Origin of the sequence: Streptosporangium lutulentum, from assembly GCF_030811455.1 — a bacterium.
Taxonomy (GTDB): Bacteria; Actinomycetota; Actinomycetes; order Streptosporangiales; family Streptosporangiaceae; genus Streptosporangium; species Streptosporangium lutulentum.
Genome location: NZ_JAUSQU010000001.1, coordinates 7,032,151 through 7,047,942 on the forward strand (window position 1 = coordinate 7,032,151; position 15,792 = coordinate 7,047,942).

A 15,792-nucleotide genomic window follows, 5' to 3' on the forward strand; every position below is an offset into this window, starting at 1 on the left:
CGCCCACCCTGGCGGCGCAACTTCTCTCCGACCACCCCATGAGGGGATTTTCTTGTGATCGATTCAGCTGCCGCATTCCCTTCTCCACGGACCCGCAGAACAGCCCTGTTCGCGAGGCTCTCCGTGGCCGTGCTCATCGGCGCCGCCGGCCTCGCCGTCCCGGGCACCGCCTCGGCCGCGCCGCCGCCGCCCGCGGACGGCACCTCGGCCGACAAGGCCGCGCCCTCCTGCTGGGCGATCAAGCAGCAGACGCCGTCGAGCGCGGACGGCGTCTACTGGCTGCAGACGCCCGCGCTCATCGCGCCCCAGCAGTTCTACTGCGACATGACCACCGATGGCGGCGGCTGGGTGCTGATCGGCCGCGGTCGCCAGGGCTGGGAGTTCGACTACAACGGGCAGCGGACGCCCGCCGAGGTCCGCAACACCCCGGCCGGCACTGGTGCGTTCGCGCCGGCGGCGCTGCCCGGCGACATGGTCAACGGGTTGCTGAACGGCGGCCGGGTCGACGCCCTCACCGACGGCATCCGCCTGCGCAGGGCGTCCAACGCGGCCGGCAGCACCTGGCAGGAGGTGCGCTGGAGGCTCTCGAACCGCGACAAGTGGTCGTGGACCTTCGACGGCGGCCACCCTCTCAGCTCCACCAGCTTCGACGGCGCCTCCTCCAACGGAGGCAACACCCGCGACGTGAACGTCAACAACGGGGTCCGGCGCGTGTTCACCTACGAGTGGCAGAACCACAACTACCAGAAGGGCTTCTCCTACGGCTCGCTGGGCGGCGGGTCCAACAGCGCCACCAACTACCTGTGGCAGAACGGCACCGAGGGCAACCCGATCCCCTTCACCCAGGTCTTCATCCGCCCGAAGATCACCACTGTGGCACACCCGGCGATCCCCGACGGCGGCACGGCCGCCAGCACGGTGACGCCGCTCGTCTCCAACCTGACCGCTCCCACCCCCTGGGGCGTGACGGGCGTCGTGGGCGGCGGCAGCGGCGAGCAGAACATCGAGGTGCAGTCACTGGCCGTCCTCGGCGACACCCTGTACGTCGGCGGCAAGTTCGAGTACGTCCAGAGGGGCGCGAACCCGGTGCCGGCCGACAGGGTGCGCCAGCCGTACCTCGCGGCGTTCGACGTGAGCACCGGCGAGTGGAAGCCGGGTTTCCGGCCGGTCCTCAACGGCCAGGTCTGGGACATCCAGGCGGCCGACGACAAAATCGTCATCGGCGGTGAGTTCACGAACGCCAACGGCGAGACCGACACCGGCGGCCTGGCCGCGCTCGACCCCGCCACCGGCGCCGTCGTGCCCACCTGGCGGGCGCCCATCGCGCACACCTCGTCCACCCCCCTGGTGCGCACGCTCGACCGGGAAGGCGACTGGATCTACGTCGGCGGTCAGTTCAACCGCATCAGCGGCGGCGTGCCGATCGGCGCGCAGATCACGCTGGGCCGCGCGGCCCGCGTACGCGTCTCGGACGGCAGGCCCGACGGCACCTGGAAGCCCAACTTCGACGGCGTGCCGATGGAACTCGACGCCACCGCCGAGCGCGTCTACTTCGGCGGCCACTTCACCACCGTGAACGGCAACCCGGCCCGCAAGGTGGCCGTCATCACCACCTCGGCGCCGCCGACGCAGGTGGCCGGGCTCAACGACCAGAACTGGTTGCCGTCCACGACCAACGTGCAGACGCAGTACCGCCAGATCATCCGAGAGTTCGGCGACAACGTCTGGATCGGCGGCTCCGAGCACGACTTCCAGATGTACACCAAGAGCGGGTTCAACCGGGTCCGGGGCAACATCGGCGTGCAGGGCGGCGACTTCCAGACCGCGGTCGAGCTCAACGGGGTCGTCTACGGCGCCTGCCACTGCGACGACTTCATCCACCTCGACGCGAGCACCTGGCCGGATCCCGGAACCAACTGGACCGAGGTCAACCAGATCAGCTTCATCGGAGCCTGGGACGCCGAGACCGGCGACTACCTCCCGAACTTCAACCCCTCGATCGACTCCCGGGCGGGCGCGGGCCCGTGGGAGATGATCAAGGATGACAACGGCTGCCTCTGGTTCGGCGGTGACATGTCACGGGGCGGCTGGACGAACGGCGCCTACCAGTGGCTCGGCGGCTTCGGCCGGCTCTGCTCCACCGACGCGCAGGCCCCGGCCACGCCGACCGGGCTCACCACCGCGACCACGCCCGGCGGCAACCAGCTCACCTGGGGCGCCGCGACCGACAACGCCGGCGCCCCCCGCTACGAGGTGCTGCGCGACGACCACGTCATCGCCACCGTCGGCGGGACGTCCTACACCGACACCTCGGCCTACGGCACCCACCGGTACTTCGTGCGGGCGATCGACACGGCGGGCAACCGCTCGGCGAGCACCCCGGTGCTCCGCGTCGAGAGCACGACGAACCTGGTGGCGAGCAACGCCACGTGGCGCTGGGTGTACGACGGCGTGGACCAGGGCACGGCCTGGCGGGCTCCCGGCTTCGACGACTCGTCCTGGCCGACCGGCGCGGCCAAGCTCGGCTTCGGCGACGACGAGGACACGGTCATCCCTGCCGGTACCACGCCCCGTCCGATGACCGCCTACTTCAGGTCCACGATCGAGGTCGCCGACCCGGCGAGCTACCAGGAGCTGACCATCGACCTGGTCCGTGACGACGGCGCCGTGATCTACATCAACGGCACCGAGGTCGGCCGGGACAACCTGCCCGCGGGAGACGTGTCGTACGGCACGGCGGCCGTGATCGGTCTGCAGACCAACACGGAGGAGAGGACCCCGGTCCGCTTCACCGTCCCGGCCACGGCCTTGGTCGCCGGCACTAACACAATCGCGGTGGAAATGCACCAGGCGAATGCCTGGAGTGCCGATCTCGGCTTCTCCCTTAGCATGAACGCGACTGTGAATTAAAGTGAAAGCCTCCTTCGTCGAGAGGCTCACCATGTTCGGTGCACATCGGCGTGGCCGCTACACCCTGGCCGCTCTGCTCGCGGGTTGTTGTCTGACCACCGCCTTCGTCTCCTCGCAGGAGCCCGGCGAACTGGACTTCCCCGACCCGGCTTACGAGATCTCCGGCTGGCCCATCCGGCCGGACGATTTCGAGGCCCTCATCGAAGACTGGACGGTCCCGCCGAAGGACGCGGAAGGCCTCCCCGTTCGCGGGGAGGCCCCCCCGGCCGCCACCCAGGCGCCCGAGGTCTCTCCGCCCCCCGCCCTGCCCCCCGTCGGGACGGGCCCGGCCACGGGGGAGTGCACGGTGAGCGAGATCCTGGTCCCGTCCTGCGGGGCGTGGTGGGGCATCTACTCGATCCGGGGTCGCGACCTCAGCGCCTCGGTCACCGATCTGGAGCAACAGATCAACCGGCCGTTCGACATCGTGCTGCGCTACCACGACTTCTCCGGCACCCCCGGACCGGGGGTGTTCCCCGACAAGTCCGAAATCGAGCTCGGCGAATCCCGCATGCTCTTCTTCGCCTGGGAGAGCCGGCTCTTCTCCGAGAAGACCGAGCTCCGCTGGTCCGACATCGCCGCCGGCCGGCACGACGACGTCATCCGGGCGGCGGCGGACCGGATCCGCGACTACGGCAAGAAGGTGTTCGTCTCCTTCGATCCGGAGATGGACCGGCGCACGACGGGTCAGGACATCGACAAGGGCGGCACCGCCGACTACGTCGCCGCCGCCAGACACGTGCACCGGCTCTTCGAGGAGGCCGGCGCGAGCAACACGGTGTGGGTCTGGACCGTCACGGGCTACCTCGGGGAGGGCAACGACCAGCGGATGGCGTCGATGTACCCCGGCGACGAGTACGTCGACTGGGTCGCCTACGACCCCTACAACTTCTACGGTTGCAAGGGTTCCTCCTGGGAGACCTTCGAGCAGTCCATCTCCGGCACCTACCGGTGGCTCAACGAGAACGGCCTCGGCCACAAGCCGTTCATGCTCCCCGAGTACGGCACACAGTACGATCCCGCCGATCCGGCCCGGTCCAAGCAGTGGTACACCGACATCCCGGAGACCCTGCAGGAGTATCCGAACATCAAGGGTCTGGTCCGCTGGGACTCCGACTTCGGCTGCGGCCTACGCCTGGACAACGGTCCGGGCATGATCGACGCCTTCGAGGAGGCGGGCCTGCACCCGCTCCTCAACCCCTCCCGTTAGCCCTGAGCGCTCGGGTCTCCGCCACGGCGGAGACCCGAGCGCGGCAGGAGCGTCCGTCACCCGCGCCGCAGGCGGCGGGTGAGCAGGGAGCGGCGGGCGCGTGGCGCGAGCAGCAGCTCGTCGATCAACTTTCCGGCCCGTTCCACGGCCTCGGCTCCACTCGCCTCCTGCGGGTCCGCCCGGTACGCCGAGGGGTCACGGAGCGCGTGGTCGAGCAGGTCGCGCAGATCCTGAGCCGTCTCCGCCGGAGCGACCTTGCCGAGCCTCGCGAGGTGCCTGGCGAAGGCGACCTGGTGGTCGTCGACGACCTCCCGCAGCCGCGCTATCCGGGGCACCACGATCGGGAGGCGGCCCGCCTCCCTCGCCTCCATGATCGACCCCGGTCCCCCTTGGCAGACGACCACGTCGCAGGTCGCGAACAGGGTCTGCACCTCCTGGTGGGGAAGCAGGGCGTGGCACTCGGCTCGCACAGGCGGCCGGGAGGTGCCGTGCTGGACCACGCATCGGACGCGGCCGGGCTCCTGGGCGAGGAGCCACTCCTCAAGCCAGTCCATCAGCCGATCGAAACGATGGTGGTCGGTGCCGACGGTGACGAAGACCAGGGTGCTCACAGGAGCTGCCCCACGACGACGCCCTGCGGGTAACGGCGCTGCTGCTCGGGCCACTGCAGCAGGAAGAGGTCCGCCAGCGGATAGCAGAGCCGGCCGGTGAGCGTCCCGGAGTCGATCCGGTCGTAAACCTCGAGGTAGACCGTACGGGCTCCGTAGAGGCGCCCGAGCAGGAAGAACGGGTAGGCGACCCCGGCCCCGGTGGTCACGACCACGTCCGGCCGGTAGCGCGAGACCAGTTTCACCGCCAGCCACAGGTTGCGCATCAGGTTGCGAACATTGCGCGTGGTCGGGTGATAGGCCCAGGTCACCTCCTCCCCGGCGAGCAGCGACTCGGCGTCGGCCTTCTCGAAGGTCACCCAGTGCCGTTCGTGCTGCTCGTACCAGGGCCGCAGCCGGTGCAACTGCGTCAGGTGGCCGCCCGTGGAGCAGACCAGAAGTGCCTTCACCGTGACCGCTCCATCCGAGCCAGTTCGTCGATCATGTGTGGGTGGAAGCGGTCGCTCCACCATCCGCCGCCGCGCTTGAGCCTGCAGACGCGCAGGAACATCTCCACCAGATAGAGGTCGGCCAGGCAGTGGCGCGCCTCCTCGGGCACGCCGTACTCCGCCAGGTCGTCGTGCGCGGCGCCGATCACCGCGGAGACCGCACCGCGCAGGCCGAGGTCCCGCAGCTCCATGGCGACCTGGAAGCGCCAGTGCAGCGAGTCGAATCCGACCGGGGCGTCGCCCCCGCTGTGCTCCCAGTCCCACACGCACAGGGTCCCGTCCGCCCAGGCGAGGTTCCACGGCACCCAGTCACCGTGCCAGCGACCGAACCGCAGGGAGACGTCGCCGCAGGTGAGCTCGACCCGGTCGAGGACCCGGCCCATGGCCGCCGCGAGCTCGGCTTCCTCGGCCGCGACGATCGCGACCTCCTCACGGATCCCGCGCCAGAACCCCGACGCCCGCAGGGGGGCGACGTAGCCGCCGGTGCTTTCCGCCACGGCCAGGGAGAACCGGGCGGCGGGCAGACGGTCCGGCTCCCGGTGCCGCCGGACCGTCTCGGGCAGCGGCGCCGTGACGGTGAGCCGGTAGTCGCGCCAGGTTCCCTCGTGCAGCACCCGGGGGACGTGCATCTCGTTCATGTCGCCGACCAGCGAGAGCGCCTCGGCCTCGGTCGCCACCATCGTGCGGGTGGCGTCGTTCCAGCCCACCTTCACGTATCCCACGGGTTTCCCCGCGGGAGAGAAGAGCTGCAGCACGGGCTTGTGGTGGGGGTCGATGCGGTGGACGCCCGCCCCGACCACCACGTCGGCCTCGCCGAGAACCTCGCGCAGGTGCGCGGAGAGGAGGTGGCCGGGCAGCGCCCGTTCGTCCAGTCGCTCGTCCACGCACACGACCAGGCGGTGCCGGATGACCCGCTGGGCGATCCTGAGCCGGTATCCCAGGCCCAGCAGGAAGCGGAACACTCTCGTGCCGGGTTCGCGCAGGCCGTTGTAACGACCGACCGAGGCCGCGGCCGCCGCCGCGGTGGCCAGGGGAACCAGGAATCGGGCCCGCTCCGGAGAGGGCACGACGGCGTAGGTCTCCACGGCGCGGAACCCCGGCGGGACCTCACCGCTCGTCACGCGTACCGGCCAGGACGTGACCTCTCCCTCGGGGAGCCAGAGCTGGCTCACGAGGTTCTGCAACGCTCGCAGACCGGGCGGGGTCTCGGCGGCCAGGGAAGGCACGGCTTCGGTTTCCTTCAATCCCTGATTCTCTCAACTAGAAGATGGCCTACGTCACACAGCACGTCGGGTACGTTAGCCGCGCCATGTCACGAACGTGAACCTCAGTAGGCGCCCGACCCTCGCATCACGGCGGACCACGTCTTCCAGAGGATCTGCATGTCCAGCGCGAGAGACCAATTCTCCACGTAGCGCAGGTCGAGTCGGACCGATTCCTCCCACGACAGGTCGGACCGTCCGCTGACCTGCCACAGGCCGGTCAGACCGGGTTTGACCACCAGGCGGCGCCGTACGTCGGTGCCGTAGCGGGCGACCTCCTCCGGCAACGGCGGGCGGGGACCCACCAGGGACATGTCTCCGCGCACCACGTTGAAAAGCTGGGGCAATTCATCAATTGAATAACGACGCAGCCAGCTGCCGAGCGGGGTGATTCTTGGATCGTTCCTAATTTTGAATAGGACGCCGTCGCCCTCGTTGAGCTCAGTTAATATTCGCTTAATCTGTTCGGCGTCCGGAACCATGGTCCGGAACTTCAACACGGTGAACTCCTCGCCGCCTTTGCCGACCCTGGCCTGGCGGAACAGGACGGGACCGGGACCGGTCGACTTGATGAGAGCGGCCACGACGAGCAGAAAGGGCGAGAGCGCCAGCAGGGCCAGCGCCGCGACGACCTTGTCGAAGACCCCCTTGACCAGCTGGCGGGCTCCGTCGAGGTCGGGGTGGGCGACATGGAGCAGCGGGAGCCCCGCCACCGGGCGAATGTTGATGCGCGGGCCGGCGACCTCCATCAGCGCCGAGGCGACATAGAGGTCGGTGTCGGTCTCCTCCAGCCGCCACGCCAGCCTCCGCAGGGCCACGCCGTCCAACTCCGGGCAGGCCAGCACGGCGACCGTGTCGGCACCCGAGTCACGGACGACCTGCGGCACGGTCGAGAAGTCTCCGAGCACGGGGAAGCCGTCGAACTGCTGCAGTCCTTCCGTCGCCTCCGGAGACGGCACGCACGCGGCGACGATCTTCATACCGTGGTAGGGCTTGCGGCTCAGCTGCGTGTGCAGCTCCAGTATCGACGCCCAGTGGCCGACCACCACGACCCTGCGCATGCACTCACCTTCGTAGCGGCGGCGGTGCAGCCCCTGCCGCATGCCGTACCGGAGGAAGACGTTCGCCAGGCCGGCCAGCGGAATTCCCGCCATCACGTAACCGCGGGCGATCGGCGTCTGGGTGGCGTAGGCCACGATCGCCACCGATGAGGCCATGACCGCCGTAGCCTGGAAGATCCGACGGTATTCGTCTGATCCGTCCCCTAAGTAACGTTTGTCATAACCGCCGGTGACCATGACGATCAACGGCCAGAGCCCGATGATGAACAGCGCCAGCCACACTTCTGAGACATAGAGCATCTCAAGGTGCCTTCGTACCAGCACCAATCCGAGGAGCGAGACCGCCACGCAAGCCATGTCTCCCAGCACGGCCATGCGCAGGTATCGCCTCATCCAAACGTACGAACCCAGTCGCTGCTGTGTCCCCTGCAGCGACTCACTCACCACAATGCCCATTGCTCCTCGCTGTGCTTGCCCCACCTCTGCACAAACTAGACGCCACTGCCGCCTCAGTGGTTGACCGCTTACAGGCAGTTGTCACATATATCTAGAGAGCGTAGAAAGTGAAGAAGTTCACGGATAGGCAAGGCCAACGTCCACATCAGGACACATGTGTATGAAAATGCGTGCTTGACATCACTCCGTGGCTGGTCAGCGACCCTCCCCCACGCCAAGCGCCCCATCCCCAGCGTCTCTCCCTCACCACGCATCACTAGAGAGACCACCATCCACGGCACAATTGTATCTATATGGCTTCGTCACAAATTATCCTTGACACCGGGCTCACACCCAGCGGTCAGTCGTACTCGAAGTCCGGTAGCGCCGAAGGCGGCTCGGGGCTGCGCCAGACTACGACATATACGTCACGGACGGTGTCCGCTGCCGCGCTGAGTCGATCGAGGTCGAAGTCCGGAAGATACCGGAGACGCGCGACAAAGGTCGCGTCGGTCGCCGATTTGGGCACCACGCAGCCTTGACCGTCGCGGTCGAGAAGGATGTACAGGATGTCCGAGTCCGTATCGCCCACGACCCGCACCTCGACGACGTCCTCCCACGCGAGGGCGTCGACGCTGCCGTCCGCGTAATGGCGGGTCACGCCTTCTTCGGTGACATAAACGTAGGAGTCCGGCACTGAATTGCCGTGCATGGCCGCGATTGTGACGACTTCAGGGCTCTTGGTGCAAGAGAACCGTGCAAGTCGGGCAACTAATGTGTGCCCCAGCCGTGATCCAGATGGGCGGCGACGGCCCTCCTGGCGGCCTCCGGCGGGCCCTGGCCGATCCTGTCGAGCAGGTCGCGATGCTCGGCGACCAGCAGATGCCTGTCGGAGTAGACGGTGCGCAGCCGCACGAGACCGAGCCGGGTCTCGACGGCCAGGGCGGTGTAGAGCCGCTCCAGCCGGGGACTGCCCACCGCGACGATCAGCGCCTGGTGCAGCGCCATGTGCTCGGCCACCACATCGGCCCAGGGTGCGTCACCGGGCAGCGCGGTCATCCGCGCCAGCGCCTCGTCGGCCTCCTCGACCCGCCGCCCGGTCAGCGCGGTGGCCATGAGGTCCTCCAGCGGACGGCGGACGAACATCAGGTCGTCGAGGTCCGCCTCGGTCACCTCGGTCACCTGCGCGCTGCGATGGCGCTCTCTTCGGAGCAGCCCCTCGTGCACGAGCACGGCCAGCGCCTCACGCACGGTCGGGCGGGCCACGCCGTACAGGGTGGAGAGTTCCTGTTCCGGCAGCGCGGTGCCCGGAGCGATCTCGCCGGAGAGCACTCGCCGCCGTAGGGCGTCGGCGAGTGCTCCGACGGCGGAGACGGGATGGAACGGGAGAGTCACGCGGACGACCTTATTGCGCCGTCGGCCGCCTTGCCCGCTCGTTCGGGAAGGGCCACCGCGACCAGGCTCACACCGAGCAGGAACAGCCCCCCGACCGAGACGGGTGTGAGCCGCTCGCCGAGCACCACGACGCCGAGCAGCGCCGCCACCGCGGGTTCGGTGAGGGCGAGGGTCGCGGCGGTCGCGACCGGGGTGGTGCGCAGGCCCCTGCCGTACAGGAGATAGGCCAGCGCGGTGGTGGCGCAGCCCAGGTAGAGCGCGGTGAGCAGGCCCTGCGGCTCGGCGAGCCAGCCGGTGCCCGTCCACAGCAGGACGGGGAGCATGACGAGCGCGGACCCGCCGAACATCACCCCCATCACGGCGTTGGAGGAGGCTCCCGCGTTGATCGACCGGGCCGCCGTGACCGTGTAGAAGGCGTAGAGCAATCCGCCGAGCAGCGCGAGCAGGATGCCGTCCGCCCGCGCCTCGCCCTCTCCACCGGTGAGTACGGCGCAGCCGATGATCGCCATCGCGGTCGCCCCCGCCCAGCGCCGGGTGGGGGGCACCCGGTCCAGTCCCCAGGAGAGCAGGCCGGTGAAGACGGGACCGCTGCCGATGGCGACGACCGTGCCGATGGCCACCCCGGTCCGGGTGACCGCGGCGAAGTAGCACAGCTGGTAGGCGGCCACGGCCACCGCGGCAGGCAGGAGCACGCCGACCCGGAGCGGGGCCTTCTGAAACGGGACCTCCTGGGGCGGAGCCTTCTGGGGCGGGGCCTTCTGGGGCGGGGCCTTCTGGAGTGTGCCGGCGCCGAGCGGTGTCTTCGGGGACATGCCGATACGAGGCCGGACCGCCGATCGCATGGCCGGGCCGACGGCGATCGCGAGCACCAGGCCACCGATCACCAGCCGGGCCGCGGCCAGGGAGACCGGGTCGACCCCGGCCACGAGCAACCCGGCGGTTCCGGCGGTTCCCCAGAGCACGGCGGCTCCGATCACGGCGAGCTTCACGGATAAATTGTCTGACAACTAGACAATGGATGTCCAGTCTTTTTCCGGCGACGATCCCGCACCGGCTGCCACTTCCTTGATCGCGACAACGAAAGAGGTGACCGAAACCCCTGGCCACCCGACTGCTTCCGGCGCGCCCTTGACACTCGCCACAACCGCCCGAACGGTCCGGAATAAGGCACGGCAGGACGCGCCTCGGCACACGGCACGGGGTGAGAGATGCGACGCCGGCGCGGCAGCACGACGCGGGCAGCACGGCGCGAAAGGTGTGACACGACGCGGGCAGCACGGCGCGAAAGGTGTGACACGACGCGGGCAGCACGGCGCGAAAGGTGTGACACGACGCGGGCAGCACGGCGCGAAAGGTGTGACACGACGCGGGCAGCACGGCGCGAAAGGTGTGACACGACGCCGCGAAGGCGCGGCGAGTCACGCGGGTGACGCGACCGGCGCAGGTGGCGCGGCGTGATGCCGACGCGGCACCGGCGCGCGTCGCCGTCCCGGGCGCGAGCCTCCGCTCCGGGCCGGAACTCCCGGCCCCGGCGACCGCCCGGCCTACGACGCGATCGGGAACGTGCCGGTCGGCGCCGCCTGCGGCCGCACGTCCGGAGAACCCTTCTTGCCCGTTCTCACCCTGACCGACCGGGCCGTCGCCACACAGTGCGCGCAGAAAAGCCCACTCCGGCCGTCACGACAGGTGCAGTGCCACCGCAGGACCCCGTCGACGATCCGGAACTCCACACAGGCGGCGCCTTCGTCCACCTCCGCGGTCACAAGCGGCGGGCTGAATCGGACGAGTTGCACCGCTCCCGATTTCTCCAGCTCATCGCCGTGCTCCAGCGCCGCCTGGTCCGCGCGGTCCGCCTCTGCACCGATCAGGTCCGCGATCCTCTGCATGGGACGCCCCCTCTCTATCTAGAAAGACGTATCAGAAGGGTCGCCAGTTCCTAATCACCACGTAGATCAATATCGAGTGAATAAATCCTTTCTTGATCTAAATCACCCGCACGTCTGGTCGCCGATCACCCACGTTGCTAGGGTTTCGCCACTGTCAACCGCGCATATCGGTAATGCGAGGTATTATGGCTAGCCGCAAACACTCGATCAGGGCCAAGATTTCCACCCTGTTGTTGGTGCCAATCGTCTCTCTTGTAGCGATTTGGGTATTTGCGGCGACCCTTACCCTCCGGGACGGCCAGCAGTTGCTCAATGCCGGCAAGGGCTATCAGTACGGGGTCGTCCCCGCCCGGGCGTTGACCACCGCGTTACAGCACGAACGGCTGCTCTCCCTTTCCGTGCTGGGCGACGACGTGATCTCGCGTGGCGAGCTGGACGCTCAGCGGGTCCGGACGAACGCCGCGCGAGCGGAGCTGGAACGGCTGGCGCCCGCGCTTGAGACGGGCGTGAGTCCGGCCGTGTGGAGCCGGCTGGACCGGTTGCTGACCATGGTGGGCCGGCTCACCGGCATCCGCAGCGGGATCGACAGCCGCTCCGCCACCCGGTTGCGGACCCTGAACGACTACAACACGATCATCGCGACGGCCTTCGAGGTCTACGAGAGGATCCGGGTGTCCTCGGACACCGATCTGAACGACCAGACCCGGGCCGTCGTCATGGTCGGGCGGAGCCGGGAGATGCTCAGCCAGCAGGCCGCGCTGATCTCCGGCGCCGTGGCCGCGAAGACCATGAGCGGCGAGGAACGTGCCATGTTCAGGGAACTGGTCACCGGCCGCAGGCTGCTCTACTCGCTGGGGTTCAACCAGTTCGACGAGGAGTTCCAGGGGCTGTACGGGAAACTGCAGGACTCCCCCGCCTACGCCTCGTTCGAGCGGATCGAGAACGCCGTCGCCGCCGAGGCGAATCCGGAAACCTCCTGGGCGACGGTCGCCGCGCCCCTCTCCGACGCCTTCGACAGGCTCGGCGGAGACGTCAGCAGGCGCATCACCGAGCGATCCGCGCCTCTCGCCACCGGCATCCTGGTCCAGATCGGTCTCGCCGGCGGGCTGGGACTGATCGCGGTCGCGGTGTCCGTCTTCGTCTCGGTACGGTTCGGCCGCCGGATAGGCACCGAACTCGTCGGCCTCCAGCAGGCCGCCCTCGACCTGGCGAACAGACGGCTGCCCGACGTGGTCGAACGGCTCCGCCGGGGTGAGGAGGTCTGCTCCGAGGTGCCCGAACTCCACCACGGCAGCACCACCGAGATCATCAGCGTCGGCGAGGCGTTCTCCTCGGTGCAGCGAACCGCCGTCGAGGCCGCCGTCGGCCAAGCCCAGATGCGCAAGGGCCTCAACAAGGTCTTCGTGAGCCTGGCCAGACGGAACCAGTCTCTGCTGCATCGTCAGCTCTCCATGCTGGAGACGATGGAACAGCGGGCCGGCGACCCCGCGACCCTTGAGGACCTGTTCAGCCTGGACCACCTGACCACCCGCATGCGCCGTCACTCCGAGGGCCTGATCATCCTGTCCGGTTCGCCCCCCGGCCGAGGGTGGCGGGTGCCGGTCACGGTCTACGACGTGGTTCGCGCCGCCGTCGAGGAGGTCGAGGACTACCTTCGCGTGGCGGTGAGCGTGCCGCAGGGGCCGGCCGTGATCGGAGCGGTCGTCACCGACGTGATCCATCTGATCGCCGAACTGGTGGAGAACGCCGCCGTCTTCTCACCCCCGCACACCTCGGTGCGCGTCCACGGCCAGCTGGTGGCCAGGGGGTACGCCATCGAGGTGGAGGACCGCGGGCTCGGCATCTCACCGGGGGAGATGGCCCAGCTCAACGAGCGGCTGGCCAATCCTCCGGAGTTCGACCTGGCCGACAGCGACCGGCTCGGCCTGTTCGTCGTCACGCAACTCGCCGCCCGCCACAACATCCGCGTCTCCCTGCGGTCCTCCCCCTTCGGGGGCACCACGGCGATCGTGCTCCTCCCGAGCGAGCTGATGGCCGAGACGCCCAGGTCACGGCCCACCTACTCGGCCGAGCTCGAACGGATCGCCTCGGGTGGCCGTCTTCCCAGGCGGGTACGGCAGGCCATGCCGAACCAGGTGCGAGAACCGGAGCCCGGACCGGCGTCGGGCAGCGTGCTGACCTCGTTCCCCGAGGGACGGCGGCGCGCCGAGCAGGACGGTGAGTCACCATGACGGAGCGCTGGCTCGACCGGGAGGCGGGTCCGATCGTCCGTCCCTACACGGTCACCCGCGGCCGGACCAAGGCCACCGGAGCCCAGTTCGACCTGACCACCGTGGTGGTGGCGACCAGGACCTCCTGGCGGGACCTGTCACCCGAACACGTGTCGATCATGAACACCTGCCACGTGCCGGTCTCGGTCGCGGAGGTGGCCGCGGAGACCGGCCTGCCCATCGGGGTGATCCAGGTGCTTCTGAGCGACCTGCGCGACGCCGGTCTGATCACTGTGCGACCCCCCACGGCCCCCGTCACGGCTCCCAGGGAAAGCCTTCTTCGCGACGTGCTCGCCGGGCTCAGGGCGCTGTGACACCTCCGAACCGACCACTCGATCAGAACAATCGCGGCATCGCGCGGCCGGAGGCGACCTCAACGCCGTGAGAAGCCGTGAGAAGGGCAATCCGTTCGTGGTCAATCGGTGGCCAGCCGGGCGTGCCGCTCCACGTCGTATCGCACGCCCTCATAGCTCAGCTTGGCCCGCTCGATCCCCTCGACCAGGAAACCGGCCTTGGTCGCCACCGCGCAGGAGGCCGGGTTGTTGAGCCGGTGCCCCAGCTCCAGCCGGAACAGCCCTCGCTCCTGGAACGCCCATTCCGCCATCTTCCTGGCCGCGGCCACGGCCACTCCGCGCCCCCTGGCCCGCGGTGACGTCCAGTAGGACACCCAGCCGGTGTCATGCGTGTCGATGTTGCTCACCGCGACGTTCCCCACCACCTGGCCGCCCACCACCACGGCGAACGCCTGCGCGTCGTCCCGGAACCCCCACAGCCCCATCCACTCCAGGGCCGCCCGGTGCGTGTCGATCGGCTGCGCCGCCTGCTGTGCCATATCCGGAGAACTGAACGCGTCGAGCAGAACCGGCACGTCGTCGGGGTGCCACCCACGCAATTCCACGTCAATCATGCCGTGCAGGGTATCCACCACGAAAAGGACCATCGAGGCCGGTGAACCACCCGATGCCCAACCCCTTGTGAGAGCGCTTTCAGTGAGGGCAGGATGGATCTCCATGACGACTGTCCGGCCGTACCGCCCCGACGATCAGGCCGCTCTCTTCGACATCTGTGTCCGGACCGCCCACCAGGGCGGCGACTCCCGGCACATCTATCCCGACCTCGACCTGATGCCGAACATATTCGCAGCTCCCTACGCTTTCCTGGAGCCGGATCTGACCTTCGTCGCCGACGACGGAGACCGCGCGGTCGGCTACGTCCTCGGCACGGCCGACACCGTCGCCTTCGCCCGGGCCTTCCGCGCCTCGTGGCTGCCCCGGATGAGAGAGCGGTTTCCCGAGCCGGCCGGGCCGCCGGCGAACCCGAGCGAGACCATGATCCGTCTGATGTACCACCCGGAACGGATGGTCCTGCCGGAACTGGCCGCCTACCCGGCGCACCTCCACATCGACCTGCTCCCGGAGCACCAGCGCAAGGGCCACGGCCGCGCGCTGATGAACACCTTCCTCGACGCGCTGCACCGCAGGGGCACGGAGGCCGTCCACCTCGGCATGGTCAGCGCCAACACCAGGGCGAGGGCTTTCTACGACCGCCTCGGTTTCCACGAGATCCCGGTCGCCGACCCCGGCGAGCTCACCTACCTCGGCCGGAGAACGGACCGGACGGCACAGCCCACCGCGACCTGACGGCCCTCGCGTCCGTGACCTCCCCCGATCCGACCAGGTCCAGGTGCTTCGCGAGAGGGAATTCCTCGATCTCCGATCGCGACGCCACCCAGGTCGCGGCCCCCTCCGATCGCCCGATCGGGTACGACGCGTGCGGCATGCCGTCGTTTGAATCGAAGATCCCAGATAGATCTACGATCTGACGGGCACTCAGCAGCTATGAGTGACGCTTCGAAGAACCACGACTTCTGCGGGAACGGTGTCGGCGACGGGCCCTTGAACCGGCCAAAGACGATGGGAGAGGTGGCTGTGAGTCTGGCGGTCAGCGAATCACTCGCCAACCACGGCCACCATGCGCTGGCCAACGCGCACGAGACCGCCGCCGTCGATCACCAGCGCATGGCCGAGGCGGGGGTGGGCGACATCGAGGAGCACCTCGACCTGGCACGATGGCACCGCTGGTGCGCGATCGTGGAGGATCAACTCGCCAGTGAGGCGGACGAGCGGACTCCCGCCAGAAGAGGAAACGATTCCTGAACGCGGCGCGCCTCTCGCCTGCCCTCGTGGGGAAGAACACCGCGCCGCGGGAACCGGGGGGTCGCGTGCGCC

The 15,792-nt window shown here is 68.7% G+C and carries 15 protein-coding genes; 6 read left to right on the top strand and 9 right to left on the bottom strand.

Translation table 11 applies throughout. The annotated features are described in order from the left end of the window. Window positions 1-123: 123 nt before the first annotated feature. Together J2853_RS31315 and J2853_RS31320 are read left to right on the top strand one after the other, a co-directional pair. Window positions 124-2,910, top strand: a complete 2,787-nt coding sequence (locus J2853_RS31315; protein WP_307564249.1) for a fibrinogen-like YCDxxxxGGGW domain-containing protein — start codon at window positions 124-126, stop codon at window positions 2,908-2,910. A 1-nt stretch (window position 2,911) separates the two neighbouring features. Next, window positions 2,912-4,159, top strand: coding sequence for a glycoside hydrolase family 26 protein (locus J2853_RS31320; RefSeq protein WP_307564251.1), 1,248 nt, complete (start codon window positions 2,912-2,914; stop codon window positions 4,157-4,159). Between the two features lie 56 nt (window positions 4,160-4,215). Here J2853_RS31320 and J2853_RS31325 read toward each other — a convergent pair whose 3' ends face one another. From J2853_RS31325 to J2853_RS31360, 8 genes are all read right to left on the bottom strand, one after another. Beyond that, the gene (locus tag J2853_RS31325; protein WP_307564253.1) at window positions 4,216-4,770 is read right to left on the bottom strand and encodes a glycosyltransferase; all 555 of its coding nucleotides are present in this window, start codon (window positions 4,768-4,770) and stop codon (window positions 4,216-4,218) included. After that, window positions 4,767-5,216 carry a PssD/Cps14F family polysaccharide biosynthesis glycosyltransferase gene (gene pssD, locus J2853_RS31330; RefSeq protein ID WP_307564254.1) on the bottom strand — a complete coding sequence of 150 codons (450 nt, stop codon included), beginning with the start codon at window positions 5,214-5,216 and terminating at the stop codon, window positions 4,767-4,769. Before pssD ends, J2853_RS31325 begins: the two co-directional genes overlap by 4 nt. Next, complete coding sequence (locus J2853_RS31335; RefSeq protein WP_307564258.1) at window positions 5,213-6,499, bottom strand: phosphotransferase; 1,287 nt, start codon at window positions 6,497-6,499, stop codon at window positions 5,213-5,215. The genes pssD and J2853_RS31335 overlap by 4 nt, the downstream gene beginning before the upstream one ends. Window positions 6,500-6,582: 83 nt before the next feature. Then, a complete protein-coding gene (locus J2853_RS31340) occupies window positions 6,583-8,022 on the bottom strand; it encodes a sugar transferase (RefSeq protein WP_370879385.1) in 1,440 nt (479 codons plus the stop codon). Between the two features lie 352 nt (window positions 8,023-8,374). Then, window positions 8,375-8,725: a hypothetical protein gene (locus J2853_RS31345; protein ID WP_307564260.1), complete on the bottom strand. Its 351-nt coding sequence runs from the start codon at window positions 8,723-8,725 to the stop codon at window positions 8,375-8,377. A gap of 59 nt (window positions 8,726-8,784) precedes the next feature. Further along, window positions 8,785-9,408 (bottom strand): GntR family transcriptional regulator, encoded by a 624-nt coding sequence (locus tag J2853_RS31350; RefSeq protein ID WP_307564261.1) that lies wholly within the window; start codon window positions 9,406-9,408, stop codon window positions 8,785-8,787. Further along, window positions 9,405-10,397, bottom strand: coding sequence for a DMT family transporter (locus tag J2853_RS31355; protein WP_307564263.1), 993 nt, complete (start codon window positions 10,395-10,397; stop codon window positions 9,405-9,407). The genes J2853_RS31350 and J2853_RS31355 overlap by 4 nt, the downstream gene beginning before the upstream one ends. Before the next feature lie 555 nt (window positions 10,398-10,952). Next, the gene (locus tag J2853_RS31360; RefSeq protein WP_307564265.1) at window positions 10,953-11,294 is read right to left on the bottom strand and encodes a hypothetical protein; all 342 of its coding nucleotides are present in this window, start codon (window positions 11,292-11,294) and stop codon (window positions 10,953-10,955) included. 305 nt (window positions 11,295-11,599) lie between these two features. Here J2853_RS31360 and J2853_RS31365 point away from each other — a divergent pair, with 305 nt between their 5' ends. After that, the gene (locus J2853_RS31365; protein ID WP_307564267.1) at window positions 11,600-13,525 is read left to right on the top strand and encodes a sensor histidine kinase; all 1,926 of its coding nucleotides are present in this window, start codon (window positions 11,600-11,602) and stop codon (window positions 13,523-13,525) included. After that, window positions 13,522-13,878 (top strand): DUF742 domain-containing protein, encoded by a 357-nt coding sequence (locus tag J2853_RS31370; protein ID WP_307564268.1) that lies wholly within the window; start codon window positions 13,522-13,524, stop codon window positions 13,876-13,878. The genes J2853_RS31365 and J2853_RS31370 overlap by 4 nt, the downstream gene beginning before the upstream one ends. A 101-nt stretch (window positions 13,879-13,979) precedes the next feature. Here the strand turns inward: J2853_RS31370 and J2853_RS31375 are convergent, their stop codons facing one another. After that, entirely contained in the window at window positions 13,980-14,471 is a 492-nt protein-coding gene (locus J2853_RS31375; protein WP_307564270.1) for a GNAT family N-acetyltransferase, read from the bottom strand. 103 nt (window positions 14,472-14,574) lie between these two features. Between J2853_RS31375 and J2853_RS31380 the strand changes: the two genes are divergently transcribed. Further along, entirely contained in the window at window positions 14,575-15,204 is a 630-nt protein-coding gene (locus J2853_RS31380; protein ID WP_307564272.1) for a GNAT family N-acetyltransferase, read from the top strand. Between the two features lie 282 nt (window positions 15,205-15,486). Further along, window positions 15,487-15,720, top strand: coding sequence for a hypothetical protein (locus J2853_RS31385; protein WP_307564274.1), 234 nt, complete (start codon window positions 15,487-15,489; stop codon window positions 15,718-15,720). Window positions 15,721-15,792: the final 72 nt, after the last annotated feature.

Bases quoted from the DNA above. Each gene is read 5' to 3' on its own strand.
- J2853_RS31360 (WP_307564265.1), bottom strand. From the start codon at position 11,294: ATGCAGAGGATCGCGGACCTGATCGGTGCAGAGGCGGACCGCGCGGAC.
- J2853_RS31380 (WP_307564272.1), top strand. From the start codon at position 14,575: ATGACGACTGTCCGGCCGTACCGCCCCGACGATCAGGCCGCTCTCTTC.
- J2853_RS31345 (WP_307564260.1), bottom strand. From the start codon at position 8,725: ATGCACGGCAATTCAGTGCCGGACTCCTACGTTTATGTCACCGAAGAA.
- J2853_RS31370 (WP_307564268.1), top strand. From the start codon at position 13,522: ATGACGGAGCGCTGGCTCGACCGGGAGGCGGGTCCGATCGTCCGTCCC.
- J2853_RS31375 (WP_307564270.1), bottom strand. From the start codon at position 14,471: ATGATTGACGTGGAATTGCGTGGGTGGCACCCCGACGACGTGCCGGTT.